This is a genomic window from Marinobacter lipolyticus SM19 (assembly GCF_000397065.2).
Classification (GTDB): domain Bacteria; phylum Pseudomonadota; class Gammaproteobacteria; order Pseudomonadales; family Oleiphilaceae; genus Marinobacter; species Marinobacter lipolyticus.
Genome location: NZ_KE007306.1, coordinates 229,451 through 242,300, shown reverse-complemented (window position 1 = coordinate 242,300; position 12,850 = coordinate 229,451). Strand labels below are relative to the sequence as shown.

Here is a 12,850-nt window from a genome sequence, read left to right as displayed (position 1 = left end):
GCCAGACCGGCAGCGTCATCCTTGGCGGAGTTGATGCGCAGGCCGGAGGACAGGCGCTGCAGCGCGGTGTTTGCATCACTCTGGGATGCGTTCAGGTTGCGCTGCGCGTTGAGCGAAGCAATGTTGGTATTGATGATCTGTGGCATGTTTTTCTCCCTACATTGAGGTGCCGGTAACCCCGTGCCCGATCACTTTGGGACGCATTGCCGGCGGATATTCATGGAATTGCCGTTTTGAGGGAGGTGTAGCGAAAGGCGTGCCACTTTGTCTTGGCATTTTCCTAAAGCGTTTAAAATTAATGAGTTAATGTCTTGGTCTGTGTTGGGGGTTCCGTTTTTTGCCGGATTGTTGGCGTTTATAGTCGGAACTGCCTTGCCGCTTTTTTAGCCCTTTTACAATCCTTAACAAAATCACTGGGTTTTTTTCTAAAGGAACGTCTGGGGGCGCCGTTAAGTGGAATAACAGGGCGGCGCTTCAAACCAAAAAACGGGCGCCACACCTTTTCCATGAAGAAACGACATCGGTCGAAGGGGAAGCACTATGGCTCTCGGTATCAACACTAACATCGCCTCAATCAACGCACAGAATCAACTGGGTCGGTCTCAGAGTCTTTCTGACCAGGCTCTTCAGCGTCTGTCTTCTGGCCTGCGCATCAACTCCGCCAAGGATGACGCTGCCGGTCTGGCAATCTCCACCCGCTTTGACGCCCAGATCCGTGGTCTGACAGTTGCTCAGCGTAACGCGAATGACGGTATCTCCCTGGCCCAGACCGCCGAAGGTGCCCTGGACGAAGTAACCAATAACCTGCAGCGTATTCGTGAACTGGCGGTCCAGTCCGCTAACGCCACTAACTCTGCAGATGATCGCCTGGCCCTGCAGGCAGAAGTTGATCAGCGTATCGAGGAAATCAACCGAGTGGCTGGCTCCACCTCGTTCAACGGAATCAATTTGCTGGATGGTACCTTCACCGCTCAGGACTTCCAGGTTGGTGCCAATAACACTGCCAACGACGTGATCACAGTAGACATTGCCCAGGCACACGATGCGACTACCCTCGGTATTGCAACAGGGGATGTAAGCACTGCCGCTGCTGCCAAGGTTGTGATTGACGAGGTTGATGCTGCTTTGGGTGTTGTCAACGGAACCCGTGGCGATCTTGGTGCGGTTCAGAACCGGTTCGAATCCACTATTGCTAACATCGGCACTGCCATCGAGAACCAAAGCGCTGCCAACAGCCGGATTCTGGACGCCGACTTTGCGGCCGAATCTGCAAAGCTGGCCAAGTCCAACGTACTGCAACAGGCGGGTATTTCGGTACTGGCCCAGGCCAACGCCCGTCCTAACCAGGTTCTGTCCCTCCTGCAGTAACAGGGGCATCGTGACGGCAGCCACCCTTTCCATGTGAAAGGGTGGCTTACCGCCGTTAGAGGATAGCGAGGTAAGCTATGAATGACGTGAACCTGAACAGCCCGGATTTGAAGCTGGTTCGCTCCAGTGAGCAGGCTCCGGCTCGGGCAAACGCGTCACCTCAGAACGAAGGCAGCAATGTCTCCGCTCAGTTTGCCGCCTCGTCTACTGGCCGTTCTGTATCAGTCCAGAGTCCTCAGATCCAGGATTCGTCAAAAGCTGAAAAGCTTGTGGCAAGCAGTGTGGATCAGAGGGAGCAATTGGACGACGCAGTGACTAAACTGAATGATTATGTTCAGACGGTGCAGCGGGATCTGCAGTTTGAAGTGAATAACGATCTGGGCCAGACCATCGTGCGTGTGGTGGATCAGGAGACCCGGGAAGTCATTCGCCAGATTCCGGATGAGGTTGCGTTGAGGTTGGCAGAAAACTTGCAGCAGGACGAACCGCTGACGTTATTTAACGCCAAGGTGTAAAACCTTGCCGCATTCCGGCGCAGGTTAGATAACGGCCTTTCAGCACCGCCGCGCCCGTACGGGACCGGCGGTTTTTCCGCTTCGGTATGCGGGAAACTTACAATCTGTAACACGGTTGTCGGGAAATGGGGCAAAGTTTTGCCGCTTCCGGCCGTTAAATGGGTTAGTACATCGTTATTAAGCCTTTCAGGAGGCGGGATCATGGCATCAATTACATCGTTAGGCGCGGGATCCGGGATCTTCAGCAATGACCTGGTGAATCAGCTGGTCAACGCGGAGCGCGCGCCTACAGAGCAACGCCTTAATCAGAAGCAGTCGCTGACCGAGGCAAAGATCTCCGCCTACGGCAACATTCGCAGTGCACTTGAAGCTTTGCGTACTCCGATGGAGAAGCTGAGCACTATTGAAGGCATGCGGGCGTTTACCGGGACGTCTTCTAACGAAGCCGTGGCAGGTGTATCCATTGATCCTTCCATTGCCAATCGTGGCTCCTACAGCCTGGATGTTAAACAGCTTGCCCAGGCTCAGTCTCTTGCCTCAGGGGTGTTTGCGGATCGGGATACCACTACGGTAGGCACTGGTACGCTCACGCTCAACGTGGGCGGTGTCGCGACTGATATTACCGTGGATGGTACGAATAACACGCTTGAAGGAATGGCTGCGTCTATTAATGAGGCCAATGTCGGGGTCTCCGCGAGCGTGGTGGATACCGGTTCCGGATTTCGCCTGGTGATGTCAGCCGAAGACACTGGCGTAGATAACGCAATCCAGGTTTCCGTGGCCGATAATGACGGTAACAACACTGATGGGGCCGGGCTGTCCCAGTTTGTGTTCGATGGAACCGCATCGAATATGGAAGAAACAGTCCAGGCCAAAGACGCGATTCTTGATGTTAACGGTATCGAAATTACCCGCTCATCAAATACCGTGGAAGGTGTGATTGAAGGTGTCACCTTTGATGTGAAATCCATCGGCACCTCCACCGTCAAAGTTGAGCAAGACCCCGAGGCCGTCGCCGGACGGGTGCAAGAGTTCGTCGACAAATTTAATGCCTTGCAGGATGTCATACAGAAGTTTTCCGGCTTCAATGAGGCATCGGGGCAGGGTGGTGTGCTCAGTGGTGATTCAACCGTGCGCGGTATTCAGAGTGAGCTGCGCAGGATGTTGACCACTATTCCTCAGGGCCTGGAGGATTCGCCGATTCGAATGCTGGCTGATGTCGGTATCAAGACGGATCCCAGCACTGGAAAACTGGAATTTGATCAGGACGTGTTCAAGGAGCAGCTTGAGGCATATCCGGAGGCGATGACAGCGTTGTTCGCCGAGAAGGATGGCGTTGAGGGCATTGCCGAGCGTATGGTCAATGTAGCCTCCGATTTTATTGCCAGTGATGGCGCGCTGGCGAACCGGACTGATGGGCTCAATCGCACACTGGAAAGTATTCAGGATCAGCGTGATCGTCTCGACCTGAGAATTGCATCCTATGAAGAGCGGCTGATCCGGCAGTTTTCGGCAGCTGATTCGCTGATTGCACAGATTCAGAGTAACGGAAATTTCGTTGCCCAGCAGTTGGCAGCGCTTGCTCCACAGAATAACCAGAACCAGGGTTAAATCCAGCTATCGCTGACATCCCACGAGGTCAGATTATGAACGGTCTTCAGCAATACCAGCGCATCAACACCCAGACCAGCATTACCGATGCTGATCCCCACAAACTGATCCAGCTTCTGTATAACGGTGCGCTTGAGCGTATCAACATGGCCAAGGCGCGGATGCAGGCTGGAGATATTGAGGGTAAAGGACGTCTGATCTCCAAAACCATCGAGATCATTGGCGGGCTGAGAAGCTTCCTGGATTTTGATCAGGGTGGTGAGTTGGCGATTCAGCTTGAATCTCTCTACGACTATATGGAGCGGACTCTGCTTGAGGCCAGTGCCAGGAATAGCGTTGAGAAGCTGGACGAAGTGGCTAGCTTGCTCCGCTCGGTCAAAGACGGCTGGGATGGGATTCGTGAAGAGGTGGTTGCTCAGCAGACTCAGGCTGTTGGTTGAATAAATGTGCATGCCCCCCTCTCTCCCGTGAGCGGGGAGAGGGGGCCTAACCCTTCCTGCCAATAGCCATTCCCCCCGCTCTCCCGTACAATACTGCCCTTATTTTCAATACATCCATTCTGTTCAGTCTGGAGCAAGGGCATGTCTGATATCAAAAAGGTGGTGCTGGCCTATTCCGGTGGCCTGGATACTTCCGTTATCGTGCGGTGGTTGCAGGATACCTATAACTGTGAGGTGGTGACCTTCACCGCCGATATTGGCCAGGGCGAGGAAGTGGAGCCGGCGCGGGCGAAAGCCGAGGCGTTGGGCGTTAAGGAAATCTACATCGAGGATCTGCGCGAGGAGTTCGTGCGCGATTACGTATTCCCGATGTTCCGCGCCAATACCATCTACGAAGGGGAGTACCTGCTGGGTACCTCCATCGCCCGTCCGCTGATCTCCCGTCGTCTGATCGAGATCGCCAATGAAACCGGCGCTGACGCCATTTCCCATGGCGCTACCGGTAAGGGTAACGACCAGGTCCGTTTCGAGCTGGGTGCTTACGCGCTGAAACCGGGTGTTAAGGTTATTGCTCCCTGGCGTGAATGGGATCTGAATTCCCGCGAGAAGCTGCTGGCCTACTGCGACGAGCGCAATATTCCGGTGGAGAAGAAGAAGGGCAAGTCCCCTTACTCCATGGATGCGAACCTGCTGCACATCTCTTACGAAGGCATCAACCTGGAAGATCCCTGGGCGGAAGCCGAGGAAGATATGTGGCGCTGGAGTGTGTCTCCGGAAGCAGCCCCGGACAAGCCAACCTACGTTGAGCTGACCTACAAGCAGGGCGATATCGTTGCCATCGACGGCCAGGAAATGAAGCCCCATGTGGTGCTGGAGACCCTGAACAAGCTGGCGGGCGAGAACGGTATTGGTCGTCTGGACATCGTTGAGAACCGCTACGTGGGCATGAAGTCCCGCGGTTGTTACGAGACTCCGGGCGGCACCATCATGCTGCGTGCCCATCGTGCCATCGAATCCATCACCCTGGATCGGGAAGTGGCCCACCTGAAGGACAGCATCATGCCGCGCTATGCGGAAGTGATCTACAACGGTTACTGGTGGTCACCGGAGCGTGAGGCGCTGCAGGCGTTGATCGATCAGACCCAGACCTACGTTAATGGCACCGTGCGCCTGAAACTCTACAAGGGCAATGTGGATGTTGTGGGGCGTAAGTCCGAGGATTCGCTGTTTGACGAGAAGATCGCCACCTTCGAGGAAGATCAGGGTGCCTATGACCAGAAGGATGCGGAAGGCTTTATCAAGCTGAACGCGTTGCGGTTGCGTATTGCTGCGGGTAAGGGGCGTAAGCTGTAAGGCTCCCCCTTGATCAGCAGTTGCAGAAACGCCCGGCATTGTCCGGGCGTTTTTGTGTCTGGTGGGCAATCCGTTCACTTACGCCCAATAAAAAGGCCAGCTAAGAAGCTGGCCGAAGATAAGGAAAGAACGAAAGTGCCTGAAAAATTCGTTAATTCGAGGGATTCTTCCCCCATACTGCGGCGGAGGTACTACCCGGCTCCTCCGCCATGGGGGATACTGCTTGAATCCACAATTTCATAGTAGGGCTTTCGTGCTCTCAGGTCTGTTGGTGATGTGTGATGCCGTGTTACCGAGTGTATTGTCGGGTTAAACCTTTTCCGCCACCTCCGGCATTGTCTCCGTAAACCGCCGAGTCTCATATGCATCCACCAATCCTTGAACCGCTGCCTGTTCAACCTCCGGGACTGAGGGCGTGCCGCTTTGCGCATCGGACTTGCACAACACCATGCCCGCTTCCACGGAGATGTACCCCACGGTGGTTTTCAGGGCTTTGTGGTTGATGCCGTCGAACACTCGTCGGTACGTCGTGGTGGTGCAGTTCTCGCTCCGGGGGAAATAGGCCACGATGGCGTACTGGTTGTCGCCCACCCGGCACAAAGCGTCCATCGGGCGTATCAGGTGGCTCAGGCGGCGGGCTATACCAATGGCCAGCTCACTCATTACTGACGGCGGGTGTTTGCGCTTGAGTTCCTGCCAGTTGCGGATGCCGCACAACACATAGGCCGTTGAGCCATTGCGGGATTCTGCATGACGCAAGGTTTTGGCCAGGCGTTCGCGGGCGTACTTGTTGTTGCACAGACCGGTTTCCAGGTCGATGATATTGGTGGCTTCCAGCTCGCGATTATTCTCGATCAGCAGGGAGTTGGCGCGCAACAGGGTATTCTGCCGGTCCGCCAGGCGATCTGCGGCAAACACCCGGGGAATCAGCTGCTTGGTCATGTCCGATTTGTAGATGAAGTCGTCCACGCCCCGGTCAAATGCTTCGGACAGGGCTTCAACACTTTCACGGGCGGTGAGCAGGATCACGTAGGTATAGTGGTTATTCTGCTCGTCTTGCTGGCGAACCTGGTCCGTTAGCTCCAGGCCATCCATTTCCGGCATCAGCCAGTCCGCAATCAGCACGCTGACTTGACGTTGTTCCATCAGTTCAAGTGCATCTGGTGCGTTGTTGGCGATACGTACGTCGCGATATCCGGCATTTCGCAACGTGCGTCCAACCACCATACTGCTGAACTTTGCGTCGTCTACTACGAGGATGGGGAGGTCCAGGTTTGGCATTGTCGTCTACTTCTTATCAGTCCATTGTCAGGTGCGGTAAAGTGCGGGTCTTGCTATGCTCTGCCCTTATTTCTTTGGCCAGCCGGGTACGAAGTATACCCATAACGTTTTGCGGAGAATAACGACCATGCCCTCTTTTGACATTGTTTCCGAAATTGATATGCACGAAGTCACAAACGCCGTGGACCAGGCCAAGAGAGACCTGGGCACCCGCTGGGACTTCAAGAATGTGGAAGCGGATATCGAGCACGATGATAAGGGCATTACCATCAGTGCCGAACAGGAGTTCCAGTTGGAGCAACTGCTGGACATGTTGAGGATGGCCTTCGCCAAACGCAAGATAGACAGTCGTGCGCTGTCCGAGGATGGCGAGAGTAAGGCCGGCAAACTGGTCAAGCAACACCTGCTGCTGAAGCAGGGCATCGAAACCGATATGGCAAAGAAGATCGTCAAGATGATCAAGGATGCCAAGCTCAAAGTGCAGGCCAGTATTCAGGGTGACAAGGTCCGGGTGACGGGCAAAAAGCGGGATGACCTGCAAACCGCAATTGCCATGCTGAAAGAAGCTGAGCTGGATATTCCCCTGCAGTTCAACAACTTCCGCGACTGATCAGGAGGCCGCACCATCCTATCCGGTACCCGCCTGGCGTTGCTCAGGGATACGCTCTACACCTACACCCGCTGGCAGGTCATCGCCCTGTTGTTCCTGGGGTTTTCGGCGGGCCTGCCGTTTTTGCTGGTATTCTCCACGCTGAACGCGCGACTGGCGGATGTGGGCGTGGAAACCGCCACCATCGGCTTCTTCAGTTGGCTGGGTATTACCTATTCCATCAAGGTGTTCTGGGCACCGGTTGTGGACCGCTTGAAGCTGCCGTTGTTGGATCGGTTGCTGGGCAAGCGCCGTAGCTGGATCCTGCTGGCCCAGTCCGGCATTGCCACAGGGCTGTACCTGATGGCCCATGTGGATGCCATCGCCGCCCCGGAAATGATGGCGCTGTGTGGTCTGCTGGTGGCGTTTTCTTCCGCCACCCAGGATGTGGCGATTGACGCCTACCGCATCGAGATCGCCGAAGAGCGGCTGCAGGCTGCTCTGGCGGCTACCTATATTTTCGGGTATCGGCTGGCTCTGCTGGTGGCCGGTGCCGGCGCGTTGTATCTCGCCGAATTCTGGTCCTGGCAGGTGTCCTACGAGGTCATGGCGTTGCTGGTGGGTGTTGGTGCAGTCACGGTGCTGATCGTGCGCGAGCCCAGGGTAAACCACTTCGCCGCGGCCCAGGACATTGCCCACAAGATCGAAGAGGAAGCCAGCAAGCGTGCCCACCTGAATCCCCGGGTGGCCCGACTGGTGGGGTGGTTCTACGCCGCCGTGGCCGGCCCATTCCTCGACTTCTTCCACCGCTATAAAGAGCTGGCCCTGCTGATTCTGCTGATGGTCGCGGTGTACCGCATATCCGACATCGCCATGGGGGTGATGGCCAATCCGTTCTACCTGGATTTCATGGGTTTCTCTAAAACCCAGGTGGCGGATGTGACCAAGATCTTCGGCTTTTTCATGACCATCGCCGGCTCGCTGATTGGCGGTGTCATGGTGGTGCGCTACGGCGTACGCCGCATCCTGTTGCTGGGGGCGGTGATGACCGCAGCCACCAATCTGCTGTTCGTGCTGCTGGCCCAGTACCCGCCCGATATCATCACCCTCGCTGTGGTGGTCAGTGCCGATAACCTGAGCGGCGGCATAGCCAACGTGGCACTCATCGCCTGGCTGTCCAGCATGACCAGTGCCTCGTTCACCGCCACCCAGTACGCCTTGTTCAGCTCGCTGATGACCCTGCCGGGCAAGTTCATCGGTGGCTTCTCCGGCATCGTGGTGGCGGACTTCGGCTACGCCCAGTTCTTCCTGGTCGCGGGTTTCATGGGCGTTCCCGCCATCCTCCTGGCGATCTACATGATCCGCCAGGGTGAGCGTCTGGATGCTTTGGCGCCTCGTAATGAGGAGGCCGAGGGTATTCCTGAGTCCCAGTGAACTTTGGTGGCTGGGGGCTGGCCCAGGGGTGGGGTGCCTTTTCTTCTGGAAAACGAACTCGCTTCGCTCAGACATCGTTATTCCGGCAGAAAAGGTACCCCACCCCTGGACCGATCAGACTAACGGAAGGTTAGGCCATGTCTGAACCAACTAAAGAACAGAAAATCTGGCAGGTTGTGGCTTTAATACCGCCGGGGTCAGTCGCCAGTTATGGTCAGGTAGCGGATATGGCGGGTCTGGGGCGACAGGCAAGGTTTGTGGGCCGTGCATTGGGCAAACTACCGTCGGGTCATTCCATCCCCTGGTACCGGGTCATCCGTAGTTCCGGCCAGATTGCCTTTCCGCAAGGCTCGGAAGCCTACGAAACCCAGGTTTTCCGCTTGCGCGAGGAAGGCGTGGAAGTCCTCAACGGCCGGGTGTCCATGAAACGTTTCCAGTGGCGGCCATAACACCCAGGCTTGGAGTCATGGGGGCCTTCCCTCGAAGTTAAGTCGGTCACGGGGTGGGGGTACCTTTTCTGCAGGAACAAAGGTGTCTGAGCGCAGCGAGTTCTTTTTCCGAAAGAAAAGGTACCCCCACCCCGGGACCAGCCCCCTTCACCAGAGGGCTACCCCAAGGGAAAAGGAAATCAGAGCCGCAAAGCCCCATCCACCTCGATCATCCGGCCGGACATGTAGTCATTCTCAAAGATAAACGCCGCAGCCGAGGCAATTTCCTCCGGCTTGCCCATGCGCTTGAGCGGGATACCGGCGGTCATTTTCTCCAGGGCTTCCGGCTTCATGGACGCGGTCATCTCGGTCTCGATGAAACCCGGGGCAATGCCCATGCAACGAATGCCATAGCGGGCCAGCTCTTTCGCCCAAACCGGAACCAGCGCAGACACGCCGGCCTTGGCGGCGGAGTAGTTGCTCTGACCCATATTGCCGGCACGGGAAATGGAAGCGATATTGATGATCGCGCCCTGATCGCCGTTCTTGATCATTTGGGTTGCCGCTTCACGGCCACACAGGAAGACGCCCGTCAGGTTCACATCGATAACCGCCTGCCACTGGGACAGCTCCATACGCTTGGTGATTTCACCGTCTTTGGCTTTGACCATCAGGCCATCGCGGAGGATTCCAGCGTTGTTGATCAGGCCGTTCAGCTGACCAAAGTCAGAGACGATGGTCTCGAAAGTCTTCTCCACCTCGTCTTCTTTGGCGACGTTGCACACATAGCTTTTCGCCTCGCCACCGGCAGCTTTGCAGGCTGCAGCGGCTTCTTCCAGTTTCTCCGGCATCAGGTCGATCAGCGCAAGTTTGGCGCCTTTGGCTGCCAGGTATTCGGCCATGGCGCGGCCAAGGCCCTGGCCACCGCCAGTAATTGCAATCACGGAATCTTGAAGTTTCATGTTTTGCCCTAACTAAGTTCTACAGTGGTTTACGTTTTCTGTGCGTCCGATTGGTTCTTATTGGTGCGCGGAGTATATCAGAGAGTGTTTTGGCTGGTGGTCGGATACTGAGGAGGCCCTTTTGTCCGTGTTTCTGTTTCTTTTTATCGTCATGCCCATTGCCGAGATGGCGGTGCTGATCAAGGTCGGCGGCATGATCGGCGTGTTGAATACCATAGGGCTGGTCCTGCTGACAGCGGTGGTGGGTGCCTGGTTGTTGCGTCAGCAGGGGTTGGCGACGTTATTGCGGGCGAACCAGCGGCTGAACAGCGGTGAACTGCCGGCAAAGGAAGTGGCTGAGGGGCTGGTGCTGGCGGTGGGTGGTGCGCTGCTGCTGACCCCGGGCTTTATTACTGACACGATCGGGTTTCTCTGCCTGATTCCCGGTACCCGGCACTGGTTTGTCGCGCAGGTTCTGAAACGGCTGGTGGTGTCCGGTCAGACCCGCAGTTTTCATTTCCAGGCCGGTGGTGGGCAGGGGCCGTTCGGCAACCGTGAAAACCCTTTTGGTCAGCAACGTCCGTTCGATCGTGATGCCAATGGTGACATCATCGACGGTAAATACCGGGACGAAACCGAACGGGATCACGACCGCATCGAAAAAAAGTAAAAAAATTTCTATCGCGGGTGTTGAAAATACCTACCGGCTACCCCAAATAGAAGACACAAGTTCGCTGCGGGCTGATATCCACTGTAAAACAGGCGGTTATCAAGCCGGGCAATTTGTCGGATTACGCTTTGCTAATCCGACCTACAACAGCAAATGTCATTGCCACACTAATCTGACTATTGGAGAAACCGAGCAATGAAAATTCGTCCGCTACACGATCGTGTTGTCGTGCGCCGTAAGGAAGAAGAAGAGAAAACCGCAGGTGGCATCGTGCTGCCGGGTAATGCCAAAGAGAAACCCTCCCAGGGTGAGGTGATTGCCGTTGGTAATGGCCGGGTACTCGATAATGGCGAAACCCGTGCTCTGGCGGTCAATGTAGGTGACACCGTGGTTTTCGGTCAGTACGCCGGTAATACCGTAAAGGTTGACGGTGAAGAGCTCCTGATCATGAGCGAGAACGACATCTACGGCGTGCTTGAGTGATCGCGGAAGCGACCGGCACGAACTCTCATTATTCCGATTGACTCAACAACTTCGGTTTAACGAACAGGAATAGAAGACATGGCAGCAAAAGACGTTAGATTCGGCGACAGCGCCCGCAAGCGCATGGTTGAAGGCGTTAATATCCTGGCGGACGCGGTCAAGGTAACCCTGGGTCCGAAAGGCCGTAACGTGGTTCTGGAAAAATCCTTTGGCGCGCCGACCGTCACCAAAGATGGTGTGTCCGTAGCCAAGGAAATCGAGCTGAAAGACAAGTTCGAGAACATGGGCGCCCAGATGGTCAAGGAAGTTGCTTCCCAGACCAATGACAACGCCGGTGACGGTACCACCACTGCAACCGTTCTGGCTCAGGCCATTGTACGTGAAGGTATCAAGGCAGTCTCCGCGGGCATGAACCCGATGGATCTGAAGCGTGGCATCGACAAGGCTACTATCGCTGCCGTTCAGGCGATTCGTGATCTGGCCAAGCCGTGCGATGACAACCGCAACATTGCCCAGGTAGGCACCATCTCTGCCAACGGCGACGAAAGCATCGGCAAGATCATCGCCGACGCCATGGAGCGCGTGGGCAAAGAAGGCGTTATCACCGTTGAGGAAGGCCGTGGCCTGGAAGACGAGCTGGACGTGGTTGAAGGTATGCAGTTCGATCGCGGCTACCTGTCCCCGTACTTCATCAACAACCAGGACAACATGTCCGTAGAGCTGGAAGACCCATACATCCTGCTGGTTGACAAGAAAGTTTCCAACATCCGTGAACTGCTTCCGGTACTGGAAGCCGTTGCCAAAGCTGGCAAGCCGCTGATGATCATCGCCGAGGACATCGAAGGCGAAGCGCTGGCTACCCTGGTAGTCAACAACATGCGCGGTATCGTCAAGGTTGCCGCTGTGAAGGCACCTGGCTTCGGTGATCGTCGTAAGGAAATGCTGCAGGACATCGCCATTCTGACTGGCGGTACTGTGATTTCCGAAGAAGTGGGTCTGACTCTGGAGAACACCACTCTGGACGACCTGGGTACTGCCAAGCGCATGAACATCACCAAGGAAAACACCACGGTGATCAACGGTGCCGGCGCTGAGGCCGACATTGAAGCTCGCGTTGAGCAGATCCGCAAGCAGATCGAAGACAGCTCTTCTGATTACGATAAGGAGAAGCTGCAGGAGCGCGTGGCCAAGCTGGCTGGCGGTGTTGCCGTGGTCAAGATTGGCGCTGGCTCTGAAGTCGAAATGAAAGAGAAGAAGGCTCGCGTTGAAGACGCACTGCACTCAACCCGCGCTGCGGTCGAAGAGGGTGTTGTTGCCGGTGGTGGTGTGACCCTGATCCGTGCGATTGCCGCACTGGATAAAGTAGACGCCATCAACGAAGAGCAGAAGGCTGGTGTCAACATCCTGCGTCGCGCGATGGAAGCGCCGCTGCGTCAGATCGTGCAGAACGCCGGTGGCGAGCCATCCGTTGTCGTCAACAACATCCGTTCGGGCGAAGGCAGCTACGGCTATAACGCCGCTACGGAAGAGTATGGCGATATGCTGGAAATGGGTATCCTGGATCCTGCCAAGGTGACCCGCTCCGCGCTGCAGGCTGCGGCTTCCGTTGCTTCCCTGATCATCACTACCGAAGCCATGGTAGCGGATGAGCCGGAAGACGAGAAAGCCGGCGGCGGTATGCCGGATATGGGTGGCATGGGCGGAATGGGAGGCATGGGCGGCATGATGTAAGCCCCC

The 12,850-nt window shown here is 56.0% G+C and carries 14 protein-coding genes; 11 read left to right on the top strand and 3 right to left on the bottom strand.

The window, feature by feature from the left end:
* Positions 1-146 (bottom strand): flagellin N-terminal helical domain-containing protein (locus MARLIPOL_RS19000; protein WP_456085428.1); only part of this gene is annotated, 146 nt, incomplete at its 3' end.
* Between the two features lie 394 nt (positions 147-540).
* Here MARLIPOL_RS19000 and MARLIPOL_RS01120 point away from each other — a divergent pair.
* From MARLIPOL_RS01120 to MARLIPOL_RS01100, 5 genes are all read left to right on the top strand, one after another.
* Positions 541-1,368 carry a flagellin N-terminal helical domain-containing protein gene (locus tag MARLIPOL_RS01120; protein ID WP_012136207.1) on the top strand — a complete coding sequence of 276 codons (828 nt, stop codon included), beginning with the start codon at positions 541-543 and terminating at the stop codon, positions 1,366-1,368.
* 77 nt (positions 1,369-1,445) lie between these two features.
* Positions 1,446-1,883, top strand: a complete 438-nt coding sequence (locus MARLIPOL_RS01115) for a flagellar protein FlaG (protein ID WP_012136206.1) — start codon at positions 1,446-1,448, stop codon at positions 1,881-1,883.
* 201 nt (positions 1,884-2,084) lie between these two features.
* A complete protein-coding gene (gene fliD, locus MARLIPOL_RS01110; protein WP_012136205.1) occupies positions 2,085-3,494 on the top strand; it encodes a flagellar filament capping protein FliD in 1,410 nt (469 codons plus the stop codon).
* 35 nt (positions 3,495-3,529) lie between these two features.
* Positions 3,530-3,934, top strand: a complete 405-nt coding sequence (gene fliS / locus MARLIPOL_RS01105; RefSeq protein WP_012136203.1) for a flagellar export chaperone FliS — start codon at positions 3,530-3,532, stop codon at positions 3,932-3,934.
* A 141-nt stretch (positions 3,935-4,075) separates the two neighbouring features.
* Positions 4,076-5,287: an argininosuccinate synthase gene (locus tag MARLIPOL_RS01100; RefSeq protein WP_012136202.1), complete on the top strand. Its 1,212-nt coding sequence runs from the start codon at positions 4,076-4,078 to the stop codon at positions 5,285-5,287.
* A 309-nt stretch (positions 5,288-5,596) separates the two neighbouring features.
* On the opposite strand, the gene MARLIPOL_RS01095 is transcribed toward MARLIPOL_RS01100, so the two are convergent.
* Entirely contained in the window at positions 5,597-6,568 is a 972-nt protein-coding gene (locus MARLIPOL_RS01095; RefSeq protein ID WP_012136201.1) for a response regulator, read from the bottom strand.
* 127 nt (positions 6,569-6,695) lie between these two features.
* Here MARLIPOL_RS01095 and MARLIPOL_RS01090 point away from each other — a divergent pair, with 127 nt between their 5' ends.
* The 3 genes from MARLIPOL_RS01090 (at position 6,696) to MARLIPOL_RS01080 (ending at position 9,040) form a co-directional block, all read left to right on the top strand.
* On the top strand, positions 6,696-7,178 hold the full coding sequence (locus MARLIPOL_RS01090) for a YajQ family cyclic di-GMP-binding protein (RefSeq protein WP_012136200.1): 483 nt from the start codon (positions 6,696-6,698) through the stop codon (positions 7,176-7,178).
* Between the two features lie 39 nt (positions 7,179-7,217).
* Positions 7,218-8,591, top strand: a complete 1,374-nt coding sequence (locus MARLIPOL_RS01085; RefSeq protein WP_012136199.1) for an AmpG family muropeptide MFS transporter — start codon at positions 7,218-7,220, stop codon at positions 8,589-8,591.
* A gap of 137 nt (positions 8,592-8,728) precedes the next feature.
* A complete protein-coding gene (locus tag MARLIPOL_RS01080) occupies positions 8,729-9,040 on the top strand; it encodes an MGMT family protein (RefSeq protein WP_012136198.1) in 312 nt (103 codons plus the stop codon).
* A 179-nt stretch (positions 9,041-9,219) separates the two neighbouring features.
* Here the strand turns inward: MARLIPOL_RS01080 and MARLIPOL_RS01075 are convergent, their stop codons facing one another.
* On the bottom strand, positions 9,220-9,981 hold the full coding sequence (locus MARLIPOL_RS01075) for an SDR family oxidoreductase (protein ID WP_012136197.1): 762 nt from the start codon (positions 9,979-9,981) through the stop codon (positions 9,220-9,222).
* 121 nt (positions 9,982-10,102) lie between these two features.
* Between MARLIPOL_RS01075 and MARLIPOL_RS01070 the strand changes: the two genes are divergently transcribed.
* The 3 genes from MARLIPOL_RS01070 (at position 10,103) to groL (ending at position 12,844) form a co-directional block, all read left to right on the top strand.
* The gene (locus MARLIPOL_RS01070) at positions 10,103-10,630 is read left to right on the top strand and encodes an FxsA family protein (RefSeq protein ID WP_012136196.1); all 528 of its coding nucleotides are present in this window, start codon (positions 10,103-10,105) and stop codon (positions 10,628-10,630) included.
* Positions 10,631-10,825: 195 nt separating this feature from the next.
* Complete coding sequence (groES, locus tag MARLIPOL_RS01065; protein ID WP_012136195.1) at positions 10,826-11,113, top strand: co-chaperone GroES; 288 nt, start codon at positions 10,826-10,828, stop codon at positions 11,111-11,113.
* 78 nt (positions 11,114-11,191) lie between these two features.
* Entirely contained in the window at positions 11,192-12,844 is a 1,653-nt protein-coding gene (groL, locus tag MARLIPOL_RS01060; RefSeq protein ID WP_012136194.1) for a chaperonin GroEL, read from the top strand.
* Positions 12,845-12,850: the final 6 nt, after the last annotated feature.

Coding starts and splice junctions, on each gene's coding strand:
- groES (WP_012136195.1), top strand. CDS start 10,826: ATGAAAATTCGTCCGCTACACGATCGTGTTGTCGTGCGCCGTAAGGAA.
- MARLIPOL_RS01075 (WP_012136197.1), bottom strand. CDS start 9,981: ATGAAACTTCAAGATTCCGTGATTGCAATTACTGGCGGTGGCCAGGGC.
- fliD (WP_012136205.1), top strand. CDS start 2,085: ATGGCATCAATTACATCGTTAGGCGCGGGATCCGGGATCTTCAGCAAT.
- MARLIPOL_RS01120 (WP_012136207.1), top strand. CDS start 541: ATGGCTCTCGGTATCAACACTAACATCGCCTCAATCAACGCACAGAAT.
- MARLIPOL_RS01080 (WP_012136198.1), top strand. CDS start 8,729: ATGTCTGAACCAACTAAAGAACAGAAAATCTGGCAGGTTGTGGCTTTA.
- groL (WP_012136194.1), top strand. CDS start 11,192: ATGGCAGCAAAAGACGTTAGATTCGGCGACAGCGCCCGCAAGCGCATG.
- MARLIPOL_RS01090 (WP_012136200.1), top strand. CDS start 6,696: ATGCCCTCTTTTGACATTGTTTCCGAAATTGATATGCACGAAGTCACA.
- MARLIPOL_RS01115 (WP_012136206.1), top strand. CDS start 1,446: ATGAATGACGTGAACCTGAACAGCCCGGATTTGAAGCTGGTTCGCTCC.
- MARLIPOL_RS01100 (WP_012136202.1), top strand. CDS start 4,076: ATGTCTGATATCAAAAAGGTGGTGCTGGCCTATTCCGGTGGCCTGGAT.
- MARLIPOL_RS01095 (WP_012136201.1), bottom strand. CDS start 6,568: ATGCCAAACCTGGACCTCCCCATCCTCGTAGTAGACGACGCAAAGTTC.
- fliS (WP_012136203.1), top strand. CDS start 3,530: ATGAACGGTCTTCAGCAATACCAGCGCATCAACACCCAGACCAGCATT.